Source organism: Halobacillus trueperi, from assembly GCF_003386945.1.
Lineage (GTDB): Bacteria > Bacillota > Bacilli > Bacillales > Halobacillaceae > Halobacillus > Halobacillus aidingensis.
Genome location: NZ_QUAE01000003.1, coordinates 18,570 through 42,633 on the forward strand (window position 1 = coordinate 18,570; position 24,064 = coordinate 42,633).

Here is a 24,064-nt window from a genome sequence, read left to right on the forward strand (position 1 = left end):
CTATCTTAATTACGCGTTAACGGTTTCGTCTTCGATGCCAAGTTCCTGTTTAATCCAGTCATAACCTTCCGCTTCCAGACGCTGGGAAAGTTCTGGTCCACCAGATTTGACAACACGTCCTTGCATCATAACGTGTACTTTATCAGGAGTAATGTAGTTCAATAGACGCTGGTAGTGAGTGATGATCAAGCAGCCGAAAGCATCGTTGCGCATTTCGTTAATTCCTTTTGCAACGACTTTCAATGCATCGATATCAAGCCCTGAATCAATTTCATCTAGAATGGCAATCGCTGGTTGAATCATCATTAATTGAAGGATTTCATTACGTTTTTTCTCACCGCCGGAGAAACCTTCGTTAAGATAACGCTGCGCCATGTTTTTATCCATATCAAGCGTATCCATCTTAGCATCCATCTCTTTGATGAACTTCATAAGAGAGATTTCATCGCCTTCTTCACGGTGAGCATTAATAGAAGAACGCAGGAAGTCAGAGTTTGTTACACCACTGATTTCACTAGGATATTGCATAGCAAGGAATAGACCTGCTTGAGCTCGTTCGTCCACTTCCATTTCAAGAACGTTTTCGCCATCAAGCAATACTTCACCTTTTGTTACTTCATATTTAGGGTGACCCATAATTGCGGAAGCCAGTGTAGATTTACCAGTTCCGTTCGGTCCCATAACAGCGTGGAATTCCCCACCGTTGATTGTTAAATTTACACCTTTAAGGATTTCCTGACCTTCGATTTCTACATGAAGATCTTTGATTTCTAACGTTGATCCTGCCATAAATGAATACCTCCAGTATCTATTATTATAGAATGTCCATGTTGATCGGAAACAAAGAACTATTCTCAATTTATTCTCATTACAATCTTATATCATTTAGTGCTTGTTATCAACTTTTTCCCATTAACTAAAGCCAAGAGTCCGGACATGTAACGAACAATTTTCTACATTTTTCATGTGTATTATAACATGAAAAAATCAGGTGGCTAAAACACACCTGATTTTTTCATTTAATCGAATGATTTATCTATGCAATTGACGGTCGACCTGGGCAATCATTTTCTGACTCTCTTCGAATTCTCGTTGGCGTTTTTCTTCTACTTTCAAGCGTGTATCCAACTTCCTGCTGTACTCCGCATAACTCATGTTATGAGATTGGTGCATGGCTTTCTCCATATCAGCAGTGTAATTCAAATTCAGATCGTCACTAATAACGAATCAACCCTTTCAGATTATTTACACAATTTAAGGTACCACAAATACTATTCCCAAATAAAACTTCTTAAAACTTTAAATTCATGCAAAAGTGATCTTCATTATTGATGTAAGCGTTTACTGCAAGTGAGTATATAGAATACATCCGATTTCCTTGAATTTTCTAATAATTGAATCAATTGACCGTTGTCGTCAAGTCCATGTACGCATCCTGCACAAGCGTTACGGCCTGACTTAAAGCCGCTCCACCTCCAAATGCCGCAGCAACACCACAGGCTTCTAATATTTCCTTTTCCGTTGCACCCTGGTCGACGCAGCCTTGCGTGTGGTAGATCATACAGTACTCGTCCTGTGCAACAATGCTGATTCCTAATGCCATCAATTGCTTCTCTTTTTTAGATAATTCTCCAGCTTTAAAACATTCTTGTGTGAATTCATCAAACTTATGAGAAACTTCCGGCATGTGCTCTCTGAAGGCTCCCATTCCTTCTTTATAATCATGTAAGTACGTTTGCGTCCACGTCATATTTTGTTCCTGCATATGAAAACCTCCCAATAAAAATAAGTGACTGCGGTTAGTATAAACCGCAGTCACTTATTTTATCCGTTATTCAGCATCACTTGAGACCGGTACAACAGCACCGTCATATTCTTCTTTGATGAAGTTGACGATCTCTTCAGAACGAAGAACTTCTACAAGCGTATTTAACGCTTCATTGTCTTTATCTTCGCTATTAGCAGCAACGACGTTCACATAAGGAGAGTCAGACTCCTCGAGAATAATTGAATCTTCGCTGGGAGACAGACCAGCCTCAATAGCATAGTTTGTATTAATCGCTACAAGCACGTTTTCTTCACGCTGGTAAACTTGTGGAAGGTTAGCTGCATCTACTCCTGTATCAAATTCAATGTTTTTAGGATTTTCTACAATATCCTGTACAGTAGCATCTACTTTTTCCACACTTTCATCCAATTTGATTAGTCCCTCTTTCTCTAAGAGTGAAAGGACTCGACCATGAGTGGATACAGAACGACTCATGACTAGCTGCGTACCTTCTTCAACGTCTTCCAGGTTTTCATATTTTTGAGAATAAACTCCGATAGGCTCAATATGGATACCACCAAGGTTTGCAAAGTCATACCCTTTCTCTTCCTCTTGGGTCTCCATATAAGGAATCGTTTGGAAATAGTTAGCGTCAATACGACCTTCATCTAAGTCTTGGTTCGGTAAAATGTAATCCTGATATTCTTCAATCTTTAATGTGATTCCTTCTTCTTCAAGCATAGGTTTTGCTTTCTCGAGAACTTCAGCATGTGGAACACTGGTAGCTCCTACCTTAATCTCCTTTGTTCCACCTTCTTCACCTTCAGATCCTGATGCATTTTCTTCCTCGTTCGATGACCCGCAAGCTGCAAGAACAAGGATAAGCAATACAGCGATTAAACTCGTCCATAGTTTTTTCATTATTAATTCTCTCCCTTTTATTTATTTTATCTTTTATCCAATTTTCGTGAGATGGCATCTCCGATGAATTGGAAAATAAACACAATTAAAATGATTAAAATAGTACAAATGAATACAACATCAAAGTTACTTCTCTGGAACCCATAGAAATAGGCGAAATCGCCAAGACCACCAGATCCGATGGCACCGGCTACGGCGGTGTATCCAATCAATGCGATAGCTGTTACGGTTATCCCGGATATCAAAGCTGGCATCGATTCCGGAAGCAATACTTTAAAAATGATGGTCGAGTATTTAGCTCCCATAGATTTTGCTGCTTCCACGACACCTTTATCGACTTCTTTCAATGCAATTTCCACCAACCGGGCATAGAATGGCGCTCCACCAATAATCAGGGCAGGCAATGCTGCTTGTGGCCCTCGAATGGTGCCCAGCAGAAAATCTGTAAAGGGGAACAATAATAAAATGAGAATGATAAACGGAATTGCTCTGAATATGTTAACAATGGAAGCAGTAATCCAATTCAACGTTTTGTTATCCCAAAGACCCCCAGGTCCGGTCAAATAAAGGAGAAGACCCAAAAGCAAACCTAAAACGAATGTCCCAGCGACAGAAACCAGCGTCATATACAAGGTTTCATTTGTAGCTGTAATCATGTCTTCCATTCTTACGTTCGGGAACCATTCATTAAACATGTGGATTCACCTCCACTTCAACAGATGTGGATTCAATATATTCAATGGCACGCTCGACTTCTTTTTTGTCTCCATCAAATTGAACAAACATTGTTCCATACGCACCCTTTTGTGTTTGGGTAATCTTTCCATGTAGAATGTTGACGTCTAATTCAAACTTCCTTGATAAATCACTGATCAGTGCCTGATTTGTACTTTCTCCGACAAAGTGAAGACGTATAATTTCTCCAGAACGGTAATTATCTTTGATCAATTGCAAGGAGGTTTCTTTTTCTGGATCTCCCATCACTTGATCCACAAACTTCTTCGTGACTGGTTTTTGAGGATGAAGAAAAACGTCCAACACTTCCCCTTGTTCAACAATTTTACCTTCTTCCATAACCGCCACCTGATGACAAATTTTGCGAATGACGTGCATTTCATGTGTGATCAGAACGATTGTAAGGCCAAGCTTTTCGTTAATATCCACAAGAAGATCAAGAATCGAATCCGTGGTCTCAGGGTCCAACGCGGATGTGGCCTCATCACATAAAAGAACTTTCGGATTGTTTGCAAGCGCTCTGGCTATCCCCACTCTTTGCTTTTGTCCACCGCTCAATTGGGATGGATAAGAACCTCCCCGGCCTTTCAACCCGACCAATTCAATTAATTCATCGACACGTTTTTGCCTTTCCGCTTTAGGGATCCCGGCAATTTCCAATGGAAAAGCGATATTATCATGAACGGTACGTGACCAAAGCAAATTGAAATGCTGGAAGATCATTCCGATTTCTTGTCTGGCCAACCTTAATTTTCCTTTGCTTAATGAAGTAAGTTCCTGCTCATCGACAAGAATGCTTCCTTCTGTGGGATCTTCCAAACGGTTCAGTAAGCGAATAAATGTACTTTTACCGGCCCCACTATATCCGATCACTCCATAAATTTCCCCTTTGTTAATATTAAGACTTAAATCATCCACTGCTCGTACATCCTGATCTTTCGTGTGGAATATCTTTGATAGTCCTTTAATTGTAATCATGCTGCTTTCCCTCCACTTCAAAAAAAGCCACTCTGTAATGAGAACAGAGTGGCTTTTTTAATCATACCTAAAAATCTGTTCTCTCATCTGTCAAAGCTTAATACTTTGCAGGAATTGGCACCTGAGCAAAACAGTTTTGCCGGTTGCCGGGCATCATCGGGCCAGTCCCTCCGCCACTCTGGATAAGAGATTTTAATTTATTAAATTATTATCGCTTTAATTCGTTTAAGTAGTACAATAATGGATTGTAGCACCGTACGAATTTTGTGTCAACTCATAAACAGATTGTTCAGAAAAATAAAGTCGATCAAAACTGAAGAAATGCTTACATCTTCCATACAAAAACATCTAATATTCACTCGATTGACACAATAAAAAAATCCCTTCTTTAATAGAAGAGATTCATCGCTTTTACATTTCTCATCTATCAAAGTCAAAGACTTCGCAGGATTTAGCACCGTTCAGTTTACCTGCCGGTTGCCGGGCATCGTCGGGCCAGTCCCTCCGCCACTCTGGATAAGTGAAGATGTCGATATGAAATTAATAATTATGTTAGCATGGGAAATATATAAGCGTCAATCCATAACCTTCGCCTGATAAAAAGGAGAATGACATTGAGTAAACAAGCCCCTTTATTTGAACTACCTTACATCCACAACCACTCTTCCATTTATAAACTTGAAGAGGACTTAGGGAAAGTTATTGTCTTGACCTTCTGGGCTTCCTGGTGTCCAGATTGTGGAAAAGACTTACCTATGAAAGAACAACTTTTCAAAACGATGGACCATGATAAAGTAAAAATGATGACGATCAATGTAACTGGAAGGGAACGGAATATAGAGGAAGGCATCGAATTCAAGGAAAAGTTTTTAACACAACCAACTCTTTCTGACGAAGGACGATACGTCTATGACTTGTACAATTGTGATGGCGTTCCTTCCACCATCATCATTAATCAACAAGGAGAGATCCATGCGAATTTTGGCGATCAGTCCTCCTTTTTAGATATTGTAAGCAAATTAGGAGAAATCGTATGATATTCATAACAAAAAGACAGCAAAGACTCCGGAGTCTTTGCTGTCTTTTTCATTATCGAACTACTTCCACATTACATATAAGTTTTTTAGAGAATTTTTAAATTCTACAGTAGTGGTCATTTCCTGGGAAATACATACACTATTCAACAAAACCAACCACTTTCTCATACATATAGGAGACAGAATGAAAAGCATAAATCTTTTCCTCTACCTCCCCGCCCCTAGTAACCAGCAGACATGGAACACTTTTAATCTTAAAATGCTGCATCCATTCGGGGTGCAGAGAAGCATTCATTTCCTTAAAAACTTCTCGATCAAATACAGACTCCAGTGTTGTGAGCATTTGACGCGCAAGGTGACAAGTTGCACAAAAAGGGCTATGAACAAAGGTGAGGGTCGTTTGTGGAGATTCGAAGAACTTCTTTACTTCTGTTGTTTTTATTTCCTCCACAGTCATCCTCCTATATTAAATAGATCGACTTTACATTGAAATGTCTACTGAGTAAGGCTCTTGCCAATTCAGGTTCCGGCGTAGCTGCTACTTCCCTGAAAGCCTTATCTATGTAGATATGCTCGGCGTGAGGAAGCTCTTCCGTCAATTGTTTTCTTAATTTGTAGCCAGAGTCATCTTCATCCACTAGAATATACACGGTCCGATCATCTAAGTTATGATCAAAAATCATTTCTTCCATCCGCTCGATTCCTAAAGTACCATGGGTGCAGATGATTTCAATCTCTTCATCAAGAACTTTATTCAACTTCTTCTTATCTGTAATTCCTTCAACAATGACGATTCGTTCTCCATCCATCTTCATCACCTACTATATAGAAACAGACCATGCCAATCAGGCATGGTCTGAACATGATTAAGATCAAACGTGATCATGTCAGACAAGGTTTCTTAAAGCCCTGCCTGTCCAATGCACTATCCTTAGTCTTCATCGATCATTGCTTCATATTCTTCCGGGGTCATCAAGTCGTTGATTTGAGAGTTGTTACTTGGCTCAACAACAACCATCCAAGCTTTATCGTATGGAGATTCATTGACAAACTCTGGACTGTCTTCCAGGTCTTCGTTTACTTCTACAACTTTACCACTAAGAGGGGCATAAAGTTCAGAGACAGTCTTCACAGATTCTACGCTGCCAAATGGCTCATCCGCTTCTAGTTCATCCCCGACTTCAGGAAGTTCTACGAATACGATATCCCCAAGTTCTGATTGCGCGAATTCAGTAATGCCGACTCTTACTTTTTCCCCTTCTTCTTTCACCCATTCGTGTTCTTCAGAATAACGCAGATCTTTAGGTACGCTCATTTCAATTACCTCCAAATAATAATTATAGTTCAACACCAAATATAAACATAAAAGCTATAGGCTTCTATTCCCAATAATGTGCTCACTGAGACCAAACGTTCTCTAATTCTTCTTGCTTGAACCCTACCGTTGTTTTTTCACCATCGGTAAGGATGGGCCGCTTAATCAGCATGCCGTCAGATGCAAGCCACTCAATCATTTCTTCCTCTTCTGCTTCTTTTAGCTTTTCCTTCATGTTCAGTTCTCTATACTTTTTCCCACTAGTGTTAAAGAATTTTTTTGCAGGCTTATCACTAGTAGCTATAAAGCTCTTTAACTGCTCTTTCGAAGGGGGATTATTGACAATATGTACAGATTCGTAGTCAAACCCTTCCTCATCCAACCATTTTTTTGCTTTTTTACACGTACCGCAATTCGGGTACCAATAGAAGGTTAAAGACATCTACACACCCTCCTTCATTCTTGTTGTCTAATATTTTATCATAACGAAGGCAAAGATTTCATTTATTTCTATTATTGTCTTCACAATCACCACATAAAGTTCTTCCATAATAGCTCCCGTTTGTGGAAGACTCAGTTTCGAGACTTTTGTTGAGTTGATGGGGGCTGCGGGGAATGACTCGCTTTCCGCGGGAGCGCGGTGATCCTCCTCGAGCTTCGCTCTGCGGGGTCTCACCATGCACTTTTTCCCCGCAGGAGTCTCGCCATTCCCCTCCGCCCCTTAACCATTTAAGAGTCTCGAAAATACTCCCAAAATAAGCAGCTTTCGAGCGTAATAGAAGTTGGTGAATTCACTCTTAAAACAAGAGCACTTGTATTCTGAAGCTTTCTATAGAGCCCTTTTCAACTAGAAATCTGTAGTTTTGGAAGATGCTCCTACTGTGTATGTGGGTTCGTTTCTCACCTACATCGAATGGGGTGGTTGGGAAGCTGCGAGACTCCCGTGGGAGAAGAAGACAGGCGAGATCCCGCAGGGCGGTAGCCCGAGGAAGCTCGGCGCTCCCCCACAGGAAAGCGAGTTGCTTCCCAGCCATCCCTGACGCGCAACTCAGCAACGAGCCCCAAAACATCTCGAAACTGAGTCTTCCACAATCCTGCCATATTGTTTAACAAGGAAAGGTCATAACGAAGGCCTGCACCTTCGCGTTTTCGAAAGTGCAGGCCCTGTGTCACATTCATTCTATATTTTTTAGACTGAATATTTTTCGGCTTCGATCAATGCTTTGGCGATCTCGCGCTTCTTAGGAATAACGTTCGTCGGTGTATGGCGTGTCAGTTTCCTTAATGCACCAAGCATCATTCTTAAAGAATCCCCGGATTCCGCAGCAATCAATGTTTCCTTCGCATGTCCTTCGATTCGGTTGAAGGCTTCCTGCACATAAACTTGTGTATAAAGAAGTTTCTGTTTGTTCTTCTCTTCACCCGTTTTGTTGATCGCTTTTTCTGTACGAAGGACGGCAGATTCCATATTATAAATCTCGCCTACTATGTCCGCGATATTAACAAGGAGTTCTTGTTCATTTTCCAGTTTCTCTCCGTATTTCTGTGCGGCGAGACCAGCGGCAAGGAGACCAATCTTCTTCGCATTCTTCAATAAATATTTCTCTTGTTCCAGTACTTCTACGCCTGGCTCCTCAGGCATCATCATCATGATTTCTTCTTGAAGGGCTTGAGCTTTTTGAAGTAAAGGCAACTCGCCTTTCATTGCTTTTTTCAACAATGTGCCAGGAACGATCATACGGTTGATTTCGTTCGTTCCTTCAAAAATTCTGTTGATTCGAGAATCACGGTACATTCTTTCTACTTCGTATTCAGCCATGAAACCATATCCACCGTGTATTTGTACAGCTTCATCAGCAGCAAAGTCAAGGAGCTCTGTGCCGAATACTTTGTTTAATGAACACTCAATGGCATATTCTGCAATGACTTTTGCAACGGCTGCTCCGTCTTTCAGTTCTTCCTCTGATAATTTACCCATACTTTGTTCGAATAAGCCTACCGTACGATAGACGGAACTCTCATTTGCATACGTGTTGGCGGCTACGGAACCGATCTTTTCCTGAATCAATGGAAAGCTTGCAATTGGAGTCTTAAACTGTTTACGGTCCTTTGCATACTTGACCGAAAGTTCAATCGCTCGCTTAGCTCCACCTACTCCACCAATAGCCAATTTATAACGACCGACGTTTAAAATGTTGAAAGCGATGACGTGCCCACGGCCAATTTCTCCAAGCACATTCTCGACAGGCACTTCAGCATCTTCAAGGATCAATGTACGAGTGGAAGAACTCTTAATTCCCATCTTCTTCTCTTCCGGCCCTGTAGATACGCCAGGATAATCGCGCTCCACAATAAACGCCGTAAACTTATCTCCGTCGATTTTCGCATACACGACGAACACATCGGCGAACGCAGAGTTCGTAATCCACTGTTTCTCACCATTTAGAACATAATGAGTACCTGCATCATTTAACTTGGCCGTCGTTTTCGCTCCCAGAGCATCGGATCCTGAACCAGGCTCTGTTAGAGCATATGCTGCTATTTTCTCTCCTGTAGCAAGCAACGGAAGGTATTTTTGTTTCTGGTCTTCATTACCGAAGAAAACAATCGGCAGGGATCCGATTCCTACGTGAGCACCATGGGTAACGGAAAAGCCTCCAGCACGAGAAAACTTTTCAGTGATCAATGAAGAGCTAATCTTATCTAACTGTAATCCACCGTACTCTTCTGGTACATCAGCACCTAACAATCCCAACTCACCCGCTTGCTTCAATAAAGCAACGGAATGCTCGAATTCGTGGTTTTCAAGATTATCAATTTTTGGAACAACCTCACCAAGGACAAAATCTTCCGCTGTTTTTGCGATCATTAAATGTTCATCAGTAAAATCTTCCGGTGTAATCACATCTTCTGCAGCCAAATCTTCGACAATGAATCCTCCGCCTTTAATCATCTCTTTCAAATCGCTCATCTTCCTGTTCCTCCCCAAGTTAAATTAATTCAAATACTCCAGCGGCTCCCATACCGCCACCAATACACATGGTCACAACACCGAATTGCTCATTTCTGCGTTTCATTTCATGAATCAGGCTCAACGTGAGCTTTGTTCCTGTACATCCTAACGGGTGGCCTAAAGCAATAGCCCCACCGTTCACGTTAACTTTTTCTTCATCTAACCCAAGTTCACGTATGACTCGAAGAGATTGAGAAGCAAACGCTTCATTTAATTCAAAGAGGCCAATGTCGGATAAAGAAAGACCAGCCATACGTAAAGCTTTCGGTACAGCTTCAATCGGTCCGACTCCCATGATCTCCGGCTCCACTCCAGCCACTGCGAAGGAGCGGAATTTAACTAAAGGAGTAAGACCTTCAGCTTCTGCTTTTTCCCGGTCCATAACCATAACGGCTGCTGCACCGTCACTCATTTGCGAAGAGTTCCCGGCTGTTACAGAACCTGTTGTTGAAAAGGCAGGCTTCAATTTACCAAGCACATCCGGCGTAGTACCTGCTCGAACTCCTTCATCCATAGAGAATAGGGTTTTTGATTCTTTTATTTTGTTGTCTTTCCCAAGCTCACGGTTTGTTACTTCAACTGGAACGATTTCATCCTCAAATTTCCCTTCCTGGATCGCTCTAGCTGCACGTTCGTGACTCTGAACCGCAAATGCATCCTGATCTGCTCTTGAAATTTCAAAACGATTCGCTACTTCTTCAGCGGTATGACCCATGGACATATAGTACTCAGGAGCGTTTTCGACCAACTGAATATTCGGCTTAATCACATGGCCTCCCATAGGAATGAGGCTCATGGACTCCGCTCCACCTGCAATCGCTGTGTCACTGTGACCAAGCATAATTTTTTCTGAGGCATAAGCGATACTTTGCAAACCAGAGGAACAATAACGGTTAACTGTAATTGCTGGCACTTTATGATGAAGTCCGGCAAGGCCGGCAATGTTCCTAGCCATGTTCATTCCTTGTTCTGCTTCAGGCATCGCACACCCGATAATGACATCATCGATGTTGCCCTCATAATTGTTCGCTCTTTTCAAAGTTTCTTTAATTGTCAGAGCGGCCAAATCATCGGGACGCGTATGTGCAAGTGACCCTTTCTTCGCCCGGCCGACTGGTGTACGAGCTCCTGATACGATAACTGCTTCTCTCACGACTCTTCCCCCTCTTTTTTATTAAATTAATTACGTAGCGGTTTGCCTTTCATGAGCATGTGCTGCATACGAGCTTGAGACTTCGGCTCGCCTACAAGACTTAAAAAGGCTTCACGTTCAAGATCTAATAAATACTGCTCATCCACGAGCGTTCCTTCTTTCAACTTTCCTCCTGATAGCACAAAAGCTAGTTTTTCAGCGATTTTAAGATCGTGTTCACTCGCATATCCACTTAGAGCGAGTGATTTGGCTCCTAAAACCATTGTTGCATAGCCTTGCTCACCTACTACCGGAATTTTCGTCCGTTTAGGCGCCTGGTAGCCTGACCTCGCTAACCCGAGCACTTTTTGTTTTGCATCATGGAGAAGGTGATCTCCGTTGACACTAATCGCATCTTGTTGGTCTAAGAAACCATTCTCCTTCGCTTCCTCCGCTGAAGTGGAAACTTTCGCCATAGCGATTTTCTCAAACACACTGTTCGCAACCTTTTGAAGGTCAAAATCAATGCCTTCAGGTATGTTCCTCAAGTGCTTGATATAAAGTTCTTTATTTCCACCACCACCAGGGATCAGACCGACACCAGCTTCTACAAGCCCCATATAAGTTTCCTGTGAAGCCTGGATAGCATCAGCAGGCAGACAAACTTCTGCTCCACCTCCAAGCGTCATTCCGAAAGGCGCGGCAACGACTGGCTTATCCGAGTATTTCATTTTCATCATGCTGTCCTGGAAACCTTTTACGACCATTTCGATTTCAAAAAAGTTGAAATCCTGCGCTTCCATAAGGATCATTCCAAGGTTTGCACCGACACAGAAGTTTTTCGCCTGGTTTCCGATGACAAGACCTTCGAAGTTCTCATCTACATGATCGATGGCAAAATTAATCATCTGAATGATATCAAGCCCAATGGCATTGCTTCTGGAATGGAACTCCAAGCCGGCAACCCCATCGCCAAGGTCGATCAAGCTGGCACCAGCATTTTTCTTAATAACCTCCCGCTCTTCTTTCAAGCGTTTAAGGTTGATGACCTTTTCATTAAAGGACTGCTGCTTGTATTCTCCTGCATGATAGAAGTAAACGTTTCCATTTTCTTTTTTATAAAATGTATCGATTCCTTCATCCAACATTTTCTCTACCCACGTTGGAATCGTCTCTCCTTCTTTCTTCATACGCTCAACCGAAGTTTTCACTCCGATGCTGTCCCACATTTCAAATGGACCAAGTTCCCAACCGAATCCCCAGCGCATGGCCTCATCAATCGACGGAACATCATCAGCAATTTCACCGTATAATTCGGCTGAATAGAGTAGAACTGGTTTGACTACAGACCATACCAAGTCCCCCGCACGGTCCCCTTCAGCATGTACGAGCGTTTTCAATTTTCGCTGCGGGCCTTTTTCCTGTTTCGCCATTTCAGTGGCCTTGGTTTTTAACTTGCCTCGCTTCTCATATTCAAGGGTTTCAGGGTTAAGCTGCAGGATCTCACTACCCTTCTCACCTTTCTGCTTAAGGAAGAAGCCTTGCCCGCTCTTCGATCCCAACCAGCCTTTTTCAAGCATATTTTTCATAAAGGAAGGGGTTTCGAAAGCTTTTTTCTCTTCTCCTTCTACTTGATCGTACACGTTGTTAGCTACATGGATGAAAGTGTCAAGGCCTACGACATCAAGGGTACGGAACGTAGCGCTTTTCGGACGCCCGATCATCGGTCCTGTAACAGAATCCACCTCTCCGACTGAGTAGCCTTTTTCAAGCATTTGCTGGACAGTCACTAAAAGGCCATACGTTCCAATTCGGTTTGCAATGAAATTAGGCGTATCTTTCGCTTCGACGACACCTTTACCAAGAACATCCTCTCCGAATTCTTTCATGAATTGAAGAACATCTGGACTTGTATGTTTCGTCGGAATCACTTCTAATAACTTCAAATAACGTGGCGGATTGAAGAAGTGTGTGCCAAGGAAATGAGCCTTGAAATCCTCGCTGCAATCTTCGGACATAGTCTCAATGGAAATTCCAGAAGTATTGGAACTTACAAAAGAGCCTGTTTTACGGTGGCGATCAACGTCGGCTAAAACCTTTTTCTTGATATCAAGGTTCTCAACGACTACTTCAATGACCCAATCGACTTCGGATAAACGTTCCATATCATCTGTAAAGTTTCCGACTTCAATTAGATTAAGGTTTTGTTTACTCGTTAGTGGTGAAGGTTTTTGTTTAAGAAGTGCTTTTTTATTTTCAGCAGCAATTCGGTTCCTCACAGCTTTATCTTCCAGCGTGAGCCCTTTTTTCGCTTCTGCATCCGTCAGTTCACGAGGGACGATATCCATCATCAAAGTAGGAATTCCTACATTCGCTAAATGTGCGGCGATCCCTGCGCCCATTACTCCTGATCCAAGGACGGCTGCCCGCTTGATTTTGTGATTCATTACATTTCCCCCTATCTTATTTGAATGAATACTCATTCATTTTACAGCCAAAAAAATAAGTACGGCTAATTCGTATCTATGTATAATATAAAATATTTTCAGACATTTCGCAATCCTTTTCTCCATAATTCTGTGAAATCTTACCTTGGATTTTTCTGGTTCATGTATTCTATGCATGATTATCTCAAAGGATGCCCGCATAACCGCGGGCATCTAATTATTTTCCGAATACACCTTTTAACACAAAAGCAACGTTCGCCGGTCTCTCAGCGAGCCTTCTCATAAAATAGCCATACCAATCATTTCCATAAGGGACATACACGCGCATCTTATAACCTTCTTTAACTAACTCCTCTTGTCTTTCCACTCTGATTCCATAGAGCATTTGGAATTCAAATTGTTCCTTTGATATATCCTTTTCTTCAACAAGAGATTTCGTGTATTCGATCATTCGATCATCATGACTGGCTACGGCTGTGTAATTTCCGTTAAGCAAATGGATACGGATAATTTTTTTCAAATTTTCATCTACGTCTTGCTTGTCAGGGAAAGCGACCTTCGGTGACTCTTTATAAGCGCCTTTAACAAGTCGTAAATTCGGATTGTATTTATCGAGTTCTTTTATATCATCAACGGTGCGATATAAGTAGGACTGTAATACGGTTCCGATATGCTCGTAATCCTCACGCAGCTTCTTGAAAATTTCAAGTGTTTTTTCGCATCTTTCGTAATCTTCCATGTCAATGGTAACAAACACATCTTTTTCTTCAGCGACATCCAGGAGCCTGCGCATATTCTCCATGACAAGGTCTTCTGATATATCAAGACCCATGGAAGTTAATTTCAAAGAAAGCTGGGAATCCAACTGATGTTCTGCAATCGCTTCAATCGCTTTTATACAGCCTTCCGCTGCTTCCCTTGCTTCGGCTTCACTATCGATAAATTCCCCTAAATGGTCGATGGTCACAGCCATCCCCTTCTTGTTCAATTCTTTGATTGTTTCAACGGCATCCGGGACCGTTTCTCCCGCTACAAACTTTCCTGCACCAAAGCGAAGACCATATTTCTTTGCCAATTTCGTAAAAAAGCGATTTTTTGATAAAAAAAGAAAAAAGTTTCTGAGTATCCGTTCCATTCTCCAACCCCCTAAACCTTGTTCCCGTTCACAAAAATTGCTCAGATTTTTCTGTCATGTAATCGTTAACATACTACTATTTTATCATTTATTAGATGAAATGGGTAAAAATAATGTTTCCTTCGACAAACTCCCAGCTCTTTCACCAACGTATTTCCTACCTTTGATTGCTGACTTAATTTTTTCTTATATAAATGAGGATGGAGGTCATAATAAAAAATGAAAAAAGAAGGAGGAAACGTGATGCAACAACAAAATCAATCCATGCAGCAAGCCCAGCCTATGTCTCAAGTACCTGACATCGTGAGCACAAAAGATCAGCTTTATCTTGCTGATATGTTGTCCTGGAATTTGAATGCTTGTAAGAAAGCTCATTTCTTTGCACAAAACTGTCAAACACCGGAAATACAGGCCGCTTTAGAAGAAGCTGGTCAAATGCACCAGCGTCATTATGATAAGCTGCTAAATCATTTGAATTCTCAATCCCAAACAACCAACTGAGGAGGAACATCATGAATCAGACTCAAAAAATACAGAATCCTGAAACAAACGTGCCTAAAACTCCACAAATGAATGAGAGAGACTTTGTTAATGATCAGCTGTCAACAGAAAAGTACATGACCGCTTCTTATAACATTGCATTGAACGAAGCTAGCAATCAAAACCTTTATCAGGATCTTGCTACCATTTTCAAGGAAACGCAGGACTGTCAACGCAACTTATACAACCTCATGTTTAAAAATGGATGGTATGCGCTTGAGCAGGCGGAAAAACAAAAAATCGATCAGACGTATCAACAATTCACAGGGTATAAGACCCAATTGCCATACAACGTCCAGTAATTTATAACGATTGTAGAGCTAAAAAAGAAGCCCGGGCATCCCGGGCTTCTTTTTGTTTATCCTACAGGCTCATACCCTTGAGCCTCTACGGCTTCTTTCATCATCTTTTTGCTTACATAAGCTTCATCATATGCGATGTTTACTTTCCCGCTGTCTAAATCAACTTCAACACCATGTACCCCTTCCAGTTCTTGAAGGGCACCCTTTACGGACTGCTCGCAGTGATTACAAGTCATACCATTTACTTCTAATGTCATTTCCATGATTTCACAACCTTTCTCAATCTAAGCTCTTATTGAACTATTCCACAAAATAGTGATTCTTTAACATATTTTTATAAAAGTATGTGCTTTAAGTATTAAAAAACCCGCTTCCTGTATAAGGAGCGGGTCAACTAATAGCTACAATATTTTTTTAGAGCCTGATGCAGAGAATTCATAAAAATAATCTCTGATGAAAAATGAATGATTTGAATACGCTTCACCTGCTCTGGACGAATGCCGGTGATGATGACTTGTAAGCCCATATAACATAATGAGGTCATTAAATTTTTCAATAATTGAGCTCCATCCTCGTCGATTTGTCCTACTGCGGTAAAATCAAAAAGAACCTTGTCCGTATCCTCATTCTGAGTGGCGTGCAGCAATGGCTCTTCCACTGTGTACATTTTATCAGCCGTAATATGACCAAAGAGCGGGATTAAAGCTGTTTCTTCTGTTAAGCGTATAAATGGAGCAGAAAGGCGATTTCCATGTTGAATGGCCTCTTCCAATTTTTCCTTTTCTTCCAGGAGTTGAAAGTTTGTATCATTTAATCGGGAGCGCAGTTGATCCATGGTCTTCGTGACTTTCGATAACTGTTCGTCCTTTGGAATAATCAACACTTCTGCATACAAATCATTTTTCCACTTCACATGCATATCGCATGTGACTGGATTTTTATCTTCCTTTAAAGGTTTGAGAGCAATTTCTATAGAGAGTTTATGAACCTCAGGAGTAACCCATCTCTTTATTTTAGACAGGCTCCCTTCGTCCATGATCTCTAATAAATGGTTTACTTCACCGAACATCGTAACAGCTTCATCAGATAAGGACTCAATTTTAAAATTTTTATTCATGATTAAGTGCGGCAAAGGGAAGCTGCGTTCAACTCGTTTCATTAATCGTTTCTTCCCTTCCTTCGTTGAACCACCGCTTTAGATCACCGAGGTCCTTGACAACCATTACCTGATCGGATTCAAACTCTTTCAAATCGTATTCCTTTGCTAATCTGCCACCAATCATAATCAATGGGTTCCAATCTAATTCAGCAAAACGCTCCAACACCATTTTAATCGTCTTTAAACGATAAGGTAAAGCCGCCGAGATTCCGATAACGTCAGGGCGATACTTTTCAATTTGGGTAAAAGAGTGTTCCATAGGAAGAGCCGGTCCTAAATATCTCACTCTCCATCCATGCTCTTTAAACGTATCGGCCACCATTTTCAAACCTATGTAATGCTGCTCTTCTTCTACACCAAACAGCATAGCTTTGAAATTTTTTTGTTGTTTCCTGCTTACATGACCGCTTTCCGCGTCTAATTTCGAAAGCACAAAATCACAAATGGTGGTAGCTAAATGTTCGTCCGCCACGGATATTTCATTCCTCTCCCATAATTCTCCAACATAATACATGGCGGGGGTGATGATGTCTCCATATAGGTAAGCTCTCGGATATGTTTCTAGCATCGTTTTAATAAATTCTATTGCACCCTGGTCATCTCCCTGAAGGAAATAATGGGCTAATTGTTCGTGTTGCATTTCCAAAGTACTCACCTCTTTGAAAGTGTTTCCAAATGTTGTAAGGCCGCTTGTAAATATTTGATATAACACTGTTTTTCTTTCTCATCTACCAGGTCCATATCTTTCAATAAGCGAACGAGACGTTCATAATTATCAATGATTAAAGAAGTAGGAACATTCCTCGAGGTAAGAACCGTATTAAGCCACTTCGTATAATCCATAAAAAAATCGATACTATCCATCTCATAGGCCGCTTGTAAATGATCTAAATGATGGAAGTTATCTTCTTCGGTTCGGTCTCTTCCGTTCTGACCGAACTTTTCCCAAAGGTACGGATATGCCTCGTAAATTTCATCTGCTACTAAATGAACTAAGCGGCTTTGCTCAGACTTATTCACGTTGCGACCACCTCGTATTTAGAAACCTTCGGCACGATCCCTTGAAGTTCCTGATCAGGATACTGCTTTTCTAATTCATGAATTTTCTTAAACTGTTCACTACGAGCCCATTTAAGATAAGCATCTTTAGATTCCCACTCCAAGTGTACCGTCAGCTCACCGGGCTTTTTGTCATTTTGTAGCAGTTGAAAGGAAATAAAACCATCCGCCTGGTCTACGAGGCGTGATCTTTTTTTGTATATATGAATTAACTCATCTGCTTTATGGTCTGGTACCTTCACCATAGAATCTACGACGAACATGTGTCATTCCCCAATCTGATTTATTTTCATTAAATATTATTTTATCATAACCATTTCTTTTATGTATAATGTTAAGATTCTCCTTAAGTATAACGAAGATAGGTCATTACCGTCCTGTGAGAAACGCCCCTATAAGTAAGGTACAGGGAGGGATTACGAAAATTGTTATTCCAGTCAAATGATTTACTGCTCCTCATTTAAAACTTCCCAAATAAAAAAGGTGCCGGCTTTAGCACCAGCACCTTTCTGAGATTATTGCACAACTTCATCAAGAACATGCATCTCTTCATGGTCGAGAAGGTTCTTGTTGATCATGTCTTCGGCTTCTTTATTCATATTGTCCTGCAGATCTTTCAGCTCTTCTTTATCACCGACAAGATAGAAGCGCTCCCAGCCATAATCTTTAGCTAGTTTATCAATCTTAGGAGCTACACTCTTGTACCATCGATAACGGTTGGCTTCGAAGCGCTCTTGGAATTGATCTCTCTTGGAAGTCTTGGCACCACCAGATCCCATGGAAGGCTGTGCACGGTGTGGCCCTTGATGCTGCCTCCAATCTTCCGTATCCAGGTCAAGTTCAAACAACTGGGTATCATTCAATGTTCCAAGTTCTGCATCAATCAATTTGATTTGATTCTTCTGAGTTAAGACGATTCCTGTTTTAGGGAACTTGTTCTGCATCTCTTTCAATTGATCCAGGACAGGTGTTTCTTCCCAGTAGAATTCTGTCTTCACTGGCATTTGGAAACGCTCAGCAAACCATACCGTGTCATCGCCAGTGGCAAATAAAACAACACTCTTAGCGAAGTTTTGTTCATTTTCTTCTATGAATTGCTCCACTTTTTCTTTTACTGCCCAATAGTTTCTCTTTTCATCCGAATCTCCATCTTCTTGAAGATAGGATTCGAAATTATTCAATCCGTTTTTCAAATGGATCTTCCATTCTCCCCCTTGTTGATCGGGGTCGGAAGGGTCGGTGTTTAGATACATCGTAAATACTTTTTGTGGTTTTTCTAAGTGTACTGCCTCTAGTTTCTTTATTTCTTTATTTAAGTCCATAAAACAGCGACTCCTTTCAAGAATTGTAAATCGAATCTATTCTTTATGTTTCCTGAAAAAGAAGTGCTTAAACTTATTTCCTAGAGGTCATTGGTTTTTCTCGATAATTTTTTGTTTGAGTTTTTTCAATTCAAGCTCAAATTGCTCTTTTTCCTCGGTTGTTAACGTTTGACTGCCATACCGCACTTTTTGATAAAGGACGGTCGATTCAATAGTAAGACCAATCCTATGAAACCAATCCTCGATTGATTCATTTGAATATCTGCCACATCCATTCCGGGCTGCAAAATGTTCAAAGGTGCGAAACTGCTTTCTCACCCATCCTTCTGTGCGTGACCTATGAAAAGAAAAAGACGAGGAAGATCTCTTTTTCTCATCTTCACCATACGCATAATACTGATAGTTGAGAACATCAGTGGCTGTTTCCATATCTATGTTCACTCTTTTTCTCAAAAAGAAAAAGGTGATCAAAGCCAAAAAAAGTGCAACGACGATTAGGACGACGGTTCCTGTTTCAATCGCTTCTGCTACTTTTTGAGTGGTTTCTTGATTGCTATCATTCATTCGTTGGAGCTCTTCTTGCCTTTCTTGAGATGAAAACTTCATTTCCGGTAAAGAACCTTCTTCCATAGGCTCGATTCTAGAAACGTCAAGACCTATTTTGGCGAGGAGTGTCAAAACCCCGTTGATTCCTACAAGAAAGGCGTACGAAACTCCACTCCAGATTGTTCCAATCAATGAACGTAGATATGGAAAAAGAAGCAAAATAACCGAGGTACCTGTGATTAAAGAGAGAAAGATGACGGAGAGACTCTTCCATCCTCCTTTTCTCTCCCTTCTCGCTACGTTGTAATAATGTGAAAAAGCATACCCTCCCCACGTTACAACGTATAAGGAAATCAGTGCGTAGACTACGTCCCAGGATTGGAAAAAGAAAATCATGATAAAAGTCAAAATCGATGTGTACAAAATTAATGATATTTCATGATTCAAATCAGGATCTCTTTCATGACGGTAATATCTCCATACAAGAAATGATCCGACGACGAATCCTAGCAATAAACTAGCGCCCACAAAATAGGCAATCATTATGATCATCGCTAAACTAAACAGATAGGGGAAAAAGCCTGACGACCATCTTCTTATAAGAAAAAATAGAACGATGCTAACGATCACATATGTACTAAACAGAACATAGGAAAGGGATAGAGACGTCCATTGAATCAAAGGGAAAAGAAGCACGAAAAAAAGCATCGCTTCCCCTAAGGTCTGATAAACAAAAATGATATTCCTTTGACCTTCCACCATATTCAAGCACCCCCTCTTTGTAAGGCGGGGCGTAAATAGGCAGATGAACCATCCATCTGGACCTGAAGCACAACAGTACCTCTAGATTGCCAATCTTTTAACTTATCTACGTTTCCATCAGGAATTTCCCCCACAATGAGAACAACTTTACTGCTTAAGCCGCGCGATCCGAACCAATGGAACAGTTGATCCATGGGCAGCAGCCGTTGTTCTTTATCAATCCGGGCCAACATTTCCAGGGAGTGTCGTAAATGGACACTGCCCTCCCCTTTTTCTTGATAAAAATAAGGGTTTCTTTGAGGTTTTCGCATATTAATGATCATTTCATATGGATAGCCCCGTTCTGTTGCCGTATAGCATAAATAACAGGCATAGGACAACAATGACTCGAGGCGGGGAGACAAATGCTCATTTCCTAGCCTCGTTTGTTCCACTACGTTGACGATGATCGTCCAACTCCCATCCACCTGGCGCTCTAATACTTTCGTCTTCAAAGATTGTGATTTCGCACTCGCTTTCCAATGGATTTTATGAAAGGCGTCCCCCTGTTCGTAATCACGCGTTCCCACCGGTGTTAGAACATCTTCATAGGGTGAAAAATTCGCGCGTTGTTCCCCGATGGATGGATGAATAAATTCTCTGACACCAAGTACAGGTACCGGAGTTGGATAAACGATAAACTCTGTTTGATACGGTTTTTTATACCACATTTTTATAGGAGTGAAATTCAGTAAATGGGGAAACCGGAACGAAATATTCCTTGCTTTTGTTACGCCGCGTTTTTCAGCTCTTACTGGTATATGCACAATGGATTCCCCACGACTCATTAACGAAAAAGGTAATTTGAATGAATAGGAATGGTTCAATTTATTCATCATTTCGCTTCGACTACTTACCATTTTTCCCGTTTCAAAGGACAACGTTCCATTTAACATAGGAACCCTTGAATAATTGTTCATGTGGATTTTCCATTCTGTTTCATCTCCTGGAAACAAACGAACGGTACGTTTGACATTTTGCAGCTCAAAATCCGAACCACTATAATGATCGAAAATCTTACTTCCAAGTATAAATATGATGAGAAGACCAGTAGGGAAATAAAAAATCGGCTGATTGATGATAAACCCGACCAATCCGGTGAAGATCACCGCAGCCAAAACACCATCATAAAACCTTCTTCCCAATCCGAGTTGCTTTTCCCAATGATTCACTGTACCGACCCTGCTTCAACGGGAACCGGAACTTCCTGAATCACTTCCTGGATCACCTGGCTTTTTGTTTTCCGTATGGACCCCTCCATAGAAAGGACAATACGGTGTTCCAACACATAAGGGGCTAAAAATTTCACATCTTCCGGGCGGACAAAATCATTTCCCAATAGTAACGCCCGAGCCTGACTCGCTCTCATAAAAGCGAGGGCTCCCCTCGTACTGACGCCTAACTCGATATCCTCACTTTCACGTGTCAACCGAACAAGATCCAAAAGATAATTCATCGTATCATCGGCAATGGCAATGTCTTTTGATTGTTCACGGATATATAAAATTTCTTCTAACGAGATTTGTGGCGTGAGTGTTTCAAACGGTTCATTTTTTTGATATGTTCTTAAAATGTTTTTTTCTTCTTGTTCCGTGGGGTATCCCATGTCGATCTTGAACAAGAACCGATCCAATTGGGCTTCAGGAAGAGGAAACGTCCCATGGTTTCCTTCCACAGGGTTCTGGGTTGCAATGACAAAGAGTGGTGGAGCAATCTTTAACGTTTCACCATCCACAGTCGTTTGCTTTTCCTCCATGACCTCAAGCAGACTGGACTGCGTCTTCGGAGTAGCCCGGTTGATTTCATCTGCGAGGAGAACATTCGTCATGACCGGACCTTCACGCAATTCGAATTCCTGGTTTTTAGGATTAAAGAATTGAATGCCTGTGACATCACTTGGAAGGACGTCCGGAGTAAATTGAATCCTTGAGAAATGACCATCCATCACTTTAGCGAAACTTTTAGCTAGTTTCGTCTTCCCAGAGCCAGGCACACTTTCCAGAAGTGCGTGTCCATCTGCAATGATGGAGACAAACAACAGCTCCACAACCTCATCTTTTCCGAGGATCACTCGACCGATCGTTTCTTTCGCTTTTCTTATTTTCTCTATACTCATTATGTAAAAGCTCCTTTGTACTAAAACTTCAGTTATCCATTATACCAAATTATGTTAGATAATTCTTTCAATTCAGATGAGTCGCTGTCCTTATGAATGTTCCAACATAAATATTTTTACTCGTGACTGGTGAATGATCAGTTGGTCTGAGTCGTTGACTTGGAAATTTAATTTCTGACTCTTTATGTTTGTAAAAGGATATAAGAGCATAAAAAAGACCCGCTCTGAGGAGAGCGGGTGTTGGGTTATTATTCTTTTGTCCATTCATCGATAAGGTCTTGATGCTCGTCAATCCACTTTTGAGCACCTTCTTGGGCGTCTCCAGCTTCATTAATGCTAGCCATTAGGCTGCCAAGCTGATCATCGTTCAACATAAAGTTGTCAAACCACTTGACCACTTGAGGCTGATCCTCTTCTAATCCTTTGCGCGCAGCGTAAGAGATGTTTTCGGAATCGCCATAAACGTTTTTAGGATCTTCCAAGAACTTCAGATCCATTTCAGAGAATCCCCAGTGCGGCTTCCATAGAGTCGCTACAATAGGTTCTTCACTTTCCATGGAACCCTTCAACTCTGTAATCATTGTTGGCTCAGAAGATGCTGCAAGTGTATAATCCAACCCATATTCACTGATAACTTTGTCAGTCAGAGACATGATACTTGCTCCTGCATCAATTCCTACGATCTGCTTATCAGGAAATGCATCGGAGCCTTTCAAATCTTCAATCGAATTAATATCTTCCATATAACTTGGTACAGCCAGACCTAATTTTGTTCCTTCATACCAAGTTTCTCGCCAGTCGATATCTTCTTTATATTTTTCATAAAACGCTTTGTCCGTGTTCGGAAGCCAGATTTCCATACCGATATCTAGATCCCCACTGGATAAAGCCTCATATAGAAAACCTTTTTCTACTTGTTCCAGCTCTACGGTGTAGCCCTTTTCTTCAAGAACAAGCTTCCACATGTTCGATACAGCAACGTTCTCCGCCCAGTTGTTCATACCAATTCTGACGGTTCCTTTTTCTTCAGAAGTTTCAGCATTGTCTCCTTCGTTTTCGTTACCATTTGATGTATCTTCTCCTGAGTCGTCGCCACAAGCAGCTAAAGTTAAGAGAATACCAAGAAATACAGCCGGTAACCATTTACGCCATTGTTTCATAACAAATGACCTCCTCTAAGTATTCATTTATTTTCTATGTGATTCATATATTCAAACACAATTTGAAATTATACCATAAAGTAATTCAAGTTCAAACAATTTAAACTGTATAAAATGTACCCCTGTATGATTATTCCACACCAGGTCATCCAAATTATGGATGACCTGGTGTGGCTATATTTACCAATTATTGTTTTTTGTGAGCGCGGCGGTCTGCGGCTTCTGCTCTTTGTTGAGCGATTTTATCTTCGCGATCCGCTAATTCTTCAGAGAACTCTACATCAATGTTCTTCTGATTTTTAGGCGTTTGAGGTAACTTGCGTTTTTGTTTCCCTTTGTTTTTACGGTGTTCGTCTCTACCCATGTTCTTCCCCTCCTTCTTAGTTGGAACAATGGTAGTATTTTTCGAATCACCAAAAATATTCTTAAGATAGAGCCGAATTATTCGGTCCAAAAATCTACCTTATGGGGGTTTTCACACTTTTTACATAAAAAGAACCTAAAGTCCCCACATTTGTTAAGGAATCGTAAAGGATGAACCATTGGTTGGAATCTCACTTTTTTTGGAAACTCTTACA

28 protein-coding genes and 2 riboswitches are annotated in these 24,064 nt (G+C 41.1%); of the genes, 3 read left to right on the forward strand and 25 right to left on the reverse strand.

Annotated features, from left to right (window positions below; genetic code table 11):
- Positions 1–9 precede the first annotated feature (9 nt).
- The 6 genes from sufC to DYE48_RS04930 form a co-directional block, all read right to left on the reverse strand.
- Positions 10–789: a Fe-S cluster assembly ATPase SufC gene (gene sufC / locus DYE48_RS04910; protein WP_089654165.1), complete on the reverse strand. Its 780-nt coding sequence runs from the start codon at positions 787–789 to the stop codon at positions 10–12.
- Positions 790–1,032: 243 nt separating this feature from the next.
- Positions 1,033–1,173 carry a YuzK family famiily protein gene (locus DYE48_RS21105; RefSeq protein WP_167449447.1) on the reverse strand — a complete coding sequence of 47 codons (141 nt, stop codon included), beginning with the start codon at positions 1,171–1,173 and terminating at the stop codon, positions 1,033–1,035.
- Positions 1,174–1,399: 226 nt separating this feature from the next.
- Complete coding sequence (locus DYE48_RS04915) at positions 1,400–1,765, reverse strand: carboxymuconolactone decarboxylase family protein (RefSeq protein WP_115822657.1); 366 nt, start codon at positions 1,763–1,765, stop codon at positions 1,400–1,402.
- A gap of 66 nt (positions 1,766–1,831) precedes the next feature.
- Complete coding sequence (locus DYE48_RS04920) at positions 1,832–2,689, reverse strand: MetQ/NlpA family ABC transporter substrate-binding protein (protein WP_115822658.1); 858 nt, start codon at positions 2,687–2,689, stop codon at positions 1,832–1,834.
- Positions 2,690–2,715: 26 nt separating this feature from the next.
- A complete protein-coding gene (locus DYE48_RS04925; RefSeq protein ID WP_115822659.1) occupies positions 2,716–3,384 on the reverse strand; it encodes a methionine ABC transporter permease in 669 nt (222 codons plus the stop codon).
- A complete protein-coding gene (locus DYE48_RS04930) occupies positions 3,377–4,402 on the reverse strand; it encodes a methionine ABC transporter ATP-binding protein (protein ID WP_115822660.1) in 1,026 nt (341 codons plus the stop codon). The genes DYE48_RS04925 and DYE48_RS04930 overlap by 8 nt, the downstream gene beginning before the upstream one ends.
- A gap of 80 nt (positions 4,403–4,482) precedes the next feature.
- Positions 4,483–4,591, reverse strand: a riboswitch (SAM riboswitch).
- Positions 4,592–4,819: 228 nt separating this feature from the next.
- Positions 4,820–4,925, reverse strand: a riboswitch (SAM riboswitch).
- 91 nt (positions 4,926–5,016) lie between these two features.
- Between DYE48_RS04930 and DYE48_RS04935 the strand changes: the two genes are divergently transcribed.
- Complete coding sequence (locus DYE48_RS04935; protein WP_425269286.1) at positions 5,017–5,439, forward strand: TlpA family protein disulfide reductase; 423 nt, start codon at positions 5,017–5,019, stop codon at positions 5,437–5,439.
- A gap of 139 nt (positions 5,440–5,578) precedes the next feature.
- On the opposite strand, the gene DYE48_RS04940 is transcribed toward DYE48_RS04935, so the two are convergent.
- The 8 genes from DYE48_RS04940 to DYE48_RS04980 all read right to left on the reverse strand — a co-directional run bounded on the left by DYE48_RS04940 (position 5,579) and on the right by DYE48_RS04980 (position 14,481).
- A complete protein-coding gene (locus DYE48_RS04940; RefSeq protein ID WP_425269287.1) occupies positions 5,579–5,896 on the reverse strand; it encodes a thioredoxin family protein in 318 nt (105 codons plus the stop codon).
- Between the two features lie 4 nt (positions 5,897–5,900).
- Positions 5,901–6,248, reverse strand: a complete 348-nt coding sequence (locus DYE48_RS04945) for a toprim domain-containing protein (protein ID WP_115822662.1) — start codon at positions 6,246–6,248, stop codon at positions 5,901–5,903.
- A gap of 122 nt (positions 6,249–6,370) precedes the next feature.
- Positions 6,371–6,754: a glycine cleavage system protein GcvH gene (gene gcvH / locus DYE48_RS04950; protein WP_089654172.1), complete on the reverse strand. Its 384-nt coding sequence runs from the start codon at positions 6,752–6,754 to the stop codon at positions 6,371–6,373.
- Positions 6,755–6,836: 82 nt separating this feature from the next.
- Complete coding sequence (locus tag DYE48_RS04955) at positions 6,837–7,196, reverse strand: arsenate reductase family protein (RefSeq protein WP_115822663.1); 360 nt, start codon at positions 7,194–7,196, stop codon at positions 6,837–6,839.
- Positions 7,197–7,943: 747 nt separating this feature from the next.
- Positions 7,944–9,725: an acyl-CoA dehydrogenase family protein gene (locus DYE48_RS04965; protein WP_115822665.1), complete on the reverse strand. Its 1,782-nt coding sequence runs from the start codon at positions 9,723–9,725 to the stop codon at positions 7,944–7,946.
- Between the two features lie 19 nt (positions 9,726–9,744).
- Positions 9,745–10,920, reverse strand: a complete 1,176-nt coding sequence (locus tag DYE48_RS04970; RefSeq protein WP_115822666.1) for an acetyl-CoA C-acetyltransferase — start codon at positions 10,918–10,920, stop codon at positions 9,745–9,747.
- Between the two features lie 26 nt (positions 10,921–10,946).
- Positions 10,947–13,346, reverse strand: a complete 2,400-nt coding sequence (locus tag DYE48_RS04975; protein WP_115822667.1) for a 3-hydroxyacyl-CoA dehydrogenase/enoyl-CoA hydratase family protein — start codon at positions 13,344–13,346, stop codon at positions 10,947–10,949.
- 217 nt (positions 13,347–13,563) lie between these two features.
- Entirely contained in the window at positions 13,564–14,481 is a 918-nt protein-coding gene (locus DYE48_RS04980; protein ID WP_115822668.1) for a proline dehydrogenase family protein, read from the reverse strand.
- 243 nt (positions 14,482–14,724) lie between these two features.
- Here DYE48_RS04980 and DYE48_RS04985 point away from each other — a divergent pair, with 243 nt between their 5' ends.
- Positions 14,725–14,982 carry a hypothetical protein gene (locus tag DYE48_RS04985; RefSeq protein WP_115822930.1) on the forward strand — a complete coding sequence of 86 codons (258 nt, stop codon included), beginning with the start codon at positions 14,725–14,727 and terminating at the stop codon, positions 14,980–14,982.
- A gap of 11 nt (positions 14,983–14,993) precedes the next feature.
- Positions 14,994–15,323: a spore coat protein gene (locus DYE48_RS04990; RefSeq protein ID WP_089654179.1), complete on the forward strand. Its 330-nt coding sequence runs from the start codon at positions 14,994–14,996 to the stop codon at positions 15,321–15,323.
- Positions 15,324–15,379: 56 nt separating this feature from the next.
- Here the strand turns inward: DYE48_RS04990 and copZ are convergent, their stop codons facing one another.
- The 11 genes from copZ to DYE48_RS05045 form a co-directional block, all read right to left on the reverse strand.
- Positions 15,380–15,586: a copper chaperone CopZ gene (gene copZ / locus DYE48_RS04995; RefSeq protein WP_089654180.1), complete on the reverse strand. Its 207-nt coding sequence runs from the start codon at positions 15,584–15,586 to the stop codon at positions 15,380–15,382.
- Positions 15,587–15,717: 131 nt separating this feature from the next.
- Positions 15,718–16,482: an STAS domain-containing protein gene (locus DYE48_RS05000; RefSeq protein WP_115822669.1), complete on the reverse strand. Its 765-nt coding sequence runs from the start codon at positions 16,480–16,482 to the stop codon at positions 15,718–15,720.
- Entirely contained in the window at positions 16,469–17,122 is a 654-nt protein-coding gene (locus DYE48_RS05005; protein ID WP_244199384.1) for a cobalamin B12-binding domain-containing protein, read from the reverse strand. The genes DYE48_RS05000 and DYE48_RS05005 overlap by 14 nt, the downstream gene beginning before the upstream one ends.
- Positions 17,123–17,133: 11 nt before the next feature.
- Entirely contained in the window at positions 17,134–17,502 is a 369-nt protein-coding gene (locus DYE48_RS05010; protein ID WP_115822671.1) for a hypothetical protein, read from the reverse strand.
- Positions 17,499–17,804, reverse strand: coding sequence for an antibiotic biosynthesis monooxygenase family protein (locus DYE48_RS05015; protein ID WP_115822672.1), 306 nt, complete (start codon positions 17,802–17,804; stop codon positions 17,499–17,501). The genes DYE48_RS05010 and DYE48_RS05015 overlap by 4 nt, the downstream gene beginning before the upstream one ends.
- Positions 17,805–18,056: 252 nt before the next feature.
- Positions 18,057–18,863 carry a VLRF1 family aeRF1-type release factor gene (locus DYE48_RS05020; RefSeq protein WP_115822673.1) on the reverse strand — a complete coding sequence of 269 codons (807 nt, stop codon included), beginning with the start codon at positions 18,861–18,863 and terminating at the stop codon, positions 18,057–18,059.
- Between the two features lie 87 nt (positions 18,864–18,950).
- Entirely contained in the window at positions 18,951–20,171 is a 1,221-nt protein-coding gene (locus DYE48_RS05025; protein WP_115822674.1) for an LTA synthase family protein, read from the reverse strand.
- Between the two features lie 2 nt (positions 20,172–20,173).
- Positions 20,174–21,382, reverse strand: coding sequence for a DUF58 domain-containing protein (locus DYE48_RS05030; protein WP_115822675.1), 1,209 nt, complete (start codon positions 21,380–21,382; stop codon positions 20,174–20,176).
- The gene (locus DYE48_RS05035) at positions 21,379–22,326 is read right to left on the reverse strand and encodes an AAA family ATPase (protein ID WP_208639631.1); all 948 of its coding nucleotides are present in this window, start codon (positions 22,324–22,326) and stop codon (positions 21,379–21,381) included. Before DYE48_RS05035 ends, DYE48_RS05030 begins: the two co-directional genes overlap by 4 nt.
- Positions 22,327–22,574: 248 nt before the next feature.
- Positions 22,575–23,486, reverse strand: coding sequence for a glycine betaine ABC transporter substrate-binding protein (locus DYE48_RS05040; RefSeq protein WP_115822676.1), 912 nt, complete (start codon positions 23,484–23,486; stop codon positions 22,575–22,577).
- Between the two features lie 187 nt (positions 23,487–23,673).
- Complete coding sequence (locus tag DYE48_RS05045; protein ID WP_089654190.1) at positions 23,674–23,850, reverse strand: YfhD family protein; 177 nt, start codon at positions 23,848–23,850, stop codon at positions 23,674–23,676.
- Positions 23,851–24,064 lie beyond the last annotated feature (214 nt).

Excerpts from the sequence above, each read along its gene's own strand:
- sufC (WP_089654165.1), bottom strand. The coding sequence starts at position 789 with ATGGCAGGATCAACGTTAGAAATCAAAGATCTTCATGTAGAAATCGAA.
- DYE48_RS21105 (WP_167449447.1), bottom strand. The coding sequence starts at position 1,173 with ATGCACCAATCTCATAACATGAGTTATGCGGAGTACAGCAGGAAGTTG.
- DYE48_RS04915 (WP_115822657.1), bottom strand. The coding sequence starts at position 1,765 with ATGCAGGAACAAAATATGACGTGGACGCAAACGTACTTACATGATTAT.
- DYE48_RS04920 (WP_115822658.1), bottom strand. The coding sequence starts at position 2,689 with ATGAAAAAACTATGGACGAGTTTAATCGCTGTATTGCTTATCCTTGTT.
- DYE48_RS04925 (WP_115822659.1), bottom strand. The coding sequence starts at position 3,384 with ATGTTTAATGAATGGTTCCCGAACGTAAGAATGGAAGACATGATTACA.
- DYE48_RS04930 (WP_115822660.1), bottom strand. The coding sequence starts at position 4,402 with ATGATTACAATTAAAGGACTATCAAAGATATTCCACACGAAAGATCAG.
- DYE48_RS04940 (WP_425269287.1), bottom strand. The coding sequence starts at position 5,896 with ATGACTGTGGAGGAAATAAAAACAACAGAAGTAAAGAAGTTCTTCGAA.
- DYE48_RS04945 (WP_115822662.1), bottom strand. The coding sequence starts at position 6,248 with ATGGATGGAGAACGAATCGTCATTGTTGAAGGAATTACAGATAAGAAG.
- gcvH (WP_089654172.1), bottom strand. The coding sequence starts at position 6,754 with ATGAGCGTACCTAAAGATCTGCGTTATTCTGAAGAACACGAATGGGTG.
- DYE48_RS04955 (WP_115822663.1), bottom strand. The coding sequence starts at position 7,196 with ATGTCTTTAACCTTCTATTGGTACCCGAATTGCGGTACGTGTAAAAAA.
- DYE48_RS04965 (WP_115822665.1), bottom strand. The coding sequence starts at position 9,725 with ATGAGCGATTTGAAAGAGATGATTAAAGGCGGAGGATTCATTGTCGAA.
- DYE48_RS04975 (WP_115822667.1), bottom strand. The coding sequence starts at position 13,346 with ATGAATCACAAAATCAAGCGGGCAGCCGTCCTTGGATCAGGAGTAATG.
- DYE48_RS04980 (WP_115822668.1), bottom strand. The coding sequence starts at position 14,481 with ATGGAACGGATACTCAGAAACTTTTTTCTTTTTTTATCAAAAAATCGC.
- DYE48_RS04985 (WP_115822930.1), top strand. The coding sequence starts at position 14,725 with ATGCAACAACAAAATCAATCCATGCAGCAAGCCCAGCCTATGTCTCAA.
- DYE48_RS04990 (WP_089654179.1), top strand. The coding sequence starts at position 14,994 with ATGAATCAGACTCAAAAAATACAGAATCCTGAAACAAACGTGCCTAAA.
- copZ (WP_089654180.1), bottom strand. The coding sequence starts at position 15,586 with ATGGAAATGACATTAGAAGTAAATGGTATGACTTGTAATCACTGCGAG.
- DYE48_RS05000 (WP_115822669.1), bottom strand. The coding sequence starts at position 16,482 with ATGAAACGAGTTGAACGCAGCTTCCCTTTGCCGCACTTAATCATGAAT.
- DYE48_RS05005 (WP_244199384.1), bottom strand. The coding sequence starts at position 17,122 with ATGCAACACGAACAATTAGCCCATTATTTCCTTCAGGGAGATGACCAG.
- DYE48_RS05015 (WP_115822672.1), bottom strand. The coding sequence starts at position 17,804 with ATGTTCGTCGTAGATTCTATGGTGAAGGTACCAGACCATAAAGCAGAT.
- DYE48_RS05020 (WP_115822673.1), bottom strand. The coding sequence starts at position 18,863 with ATGGACTTAAATAAAGAAATAAAGAAACTAGAGGCAGTACACTTAGAA.
- DYE48_RS05025 (WP_115822674.1), bottom strand. The coding sequence starts at position 20,171 with ATGGTGGAAGGTCAAAGGAATATCATTTTTGTTTATCAGACCTTAGGG.
- DYE48_RS05035 (WP_208639631.1), bottom strand. The coding sequence starts at position 22,326 with ATGAGTATAGAGAAAATAAGAAAAGCGAAAGAAACGATCGGTCGAGTG.
- DYE48_RS05040 (WP_115822676.1), bottom strand. The coding sequence starts at position 23,486 with ATGAAACAATGGCGTAAATGGTTACCGGCTGTATTTCTTGGTATTCTC.
- DYE48_RS05045 (WP_089654190.1), bottom strand. The coding sequence starts at position 23,850 with ATGGGTAGAGACGAACACCGTAAAAACAAAGGGAAACAAAAACGCAAG.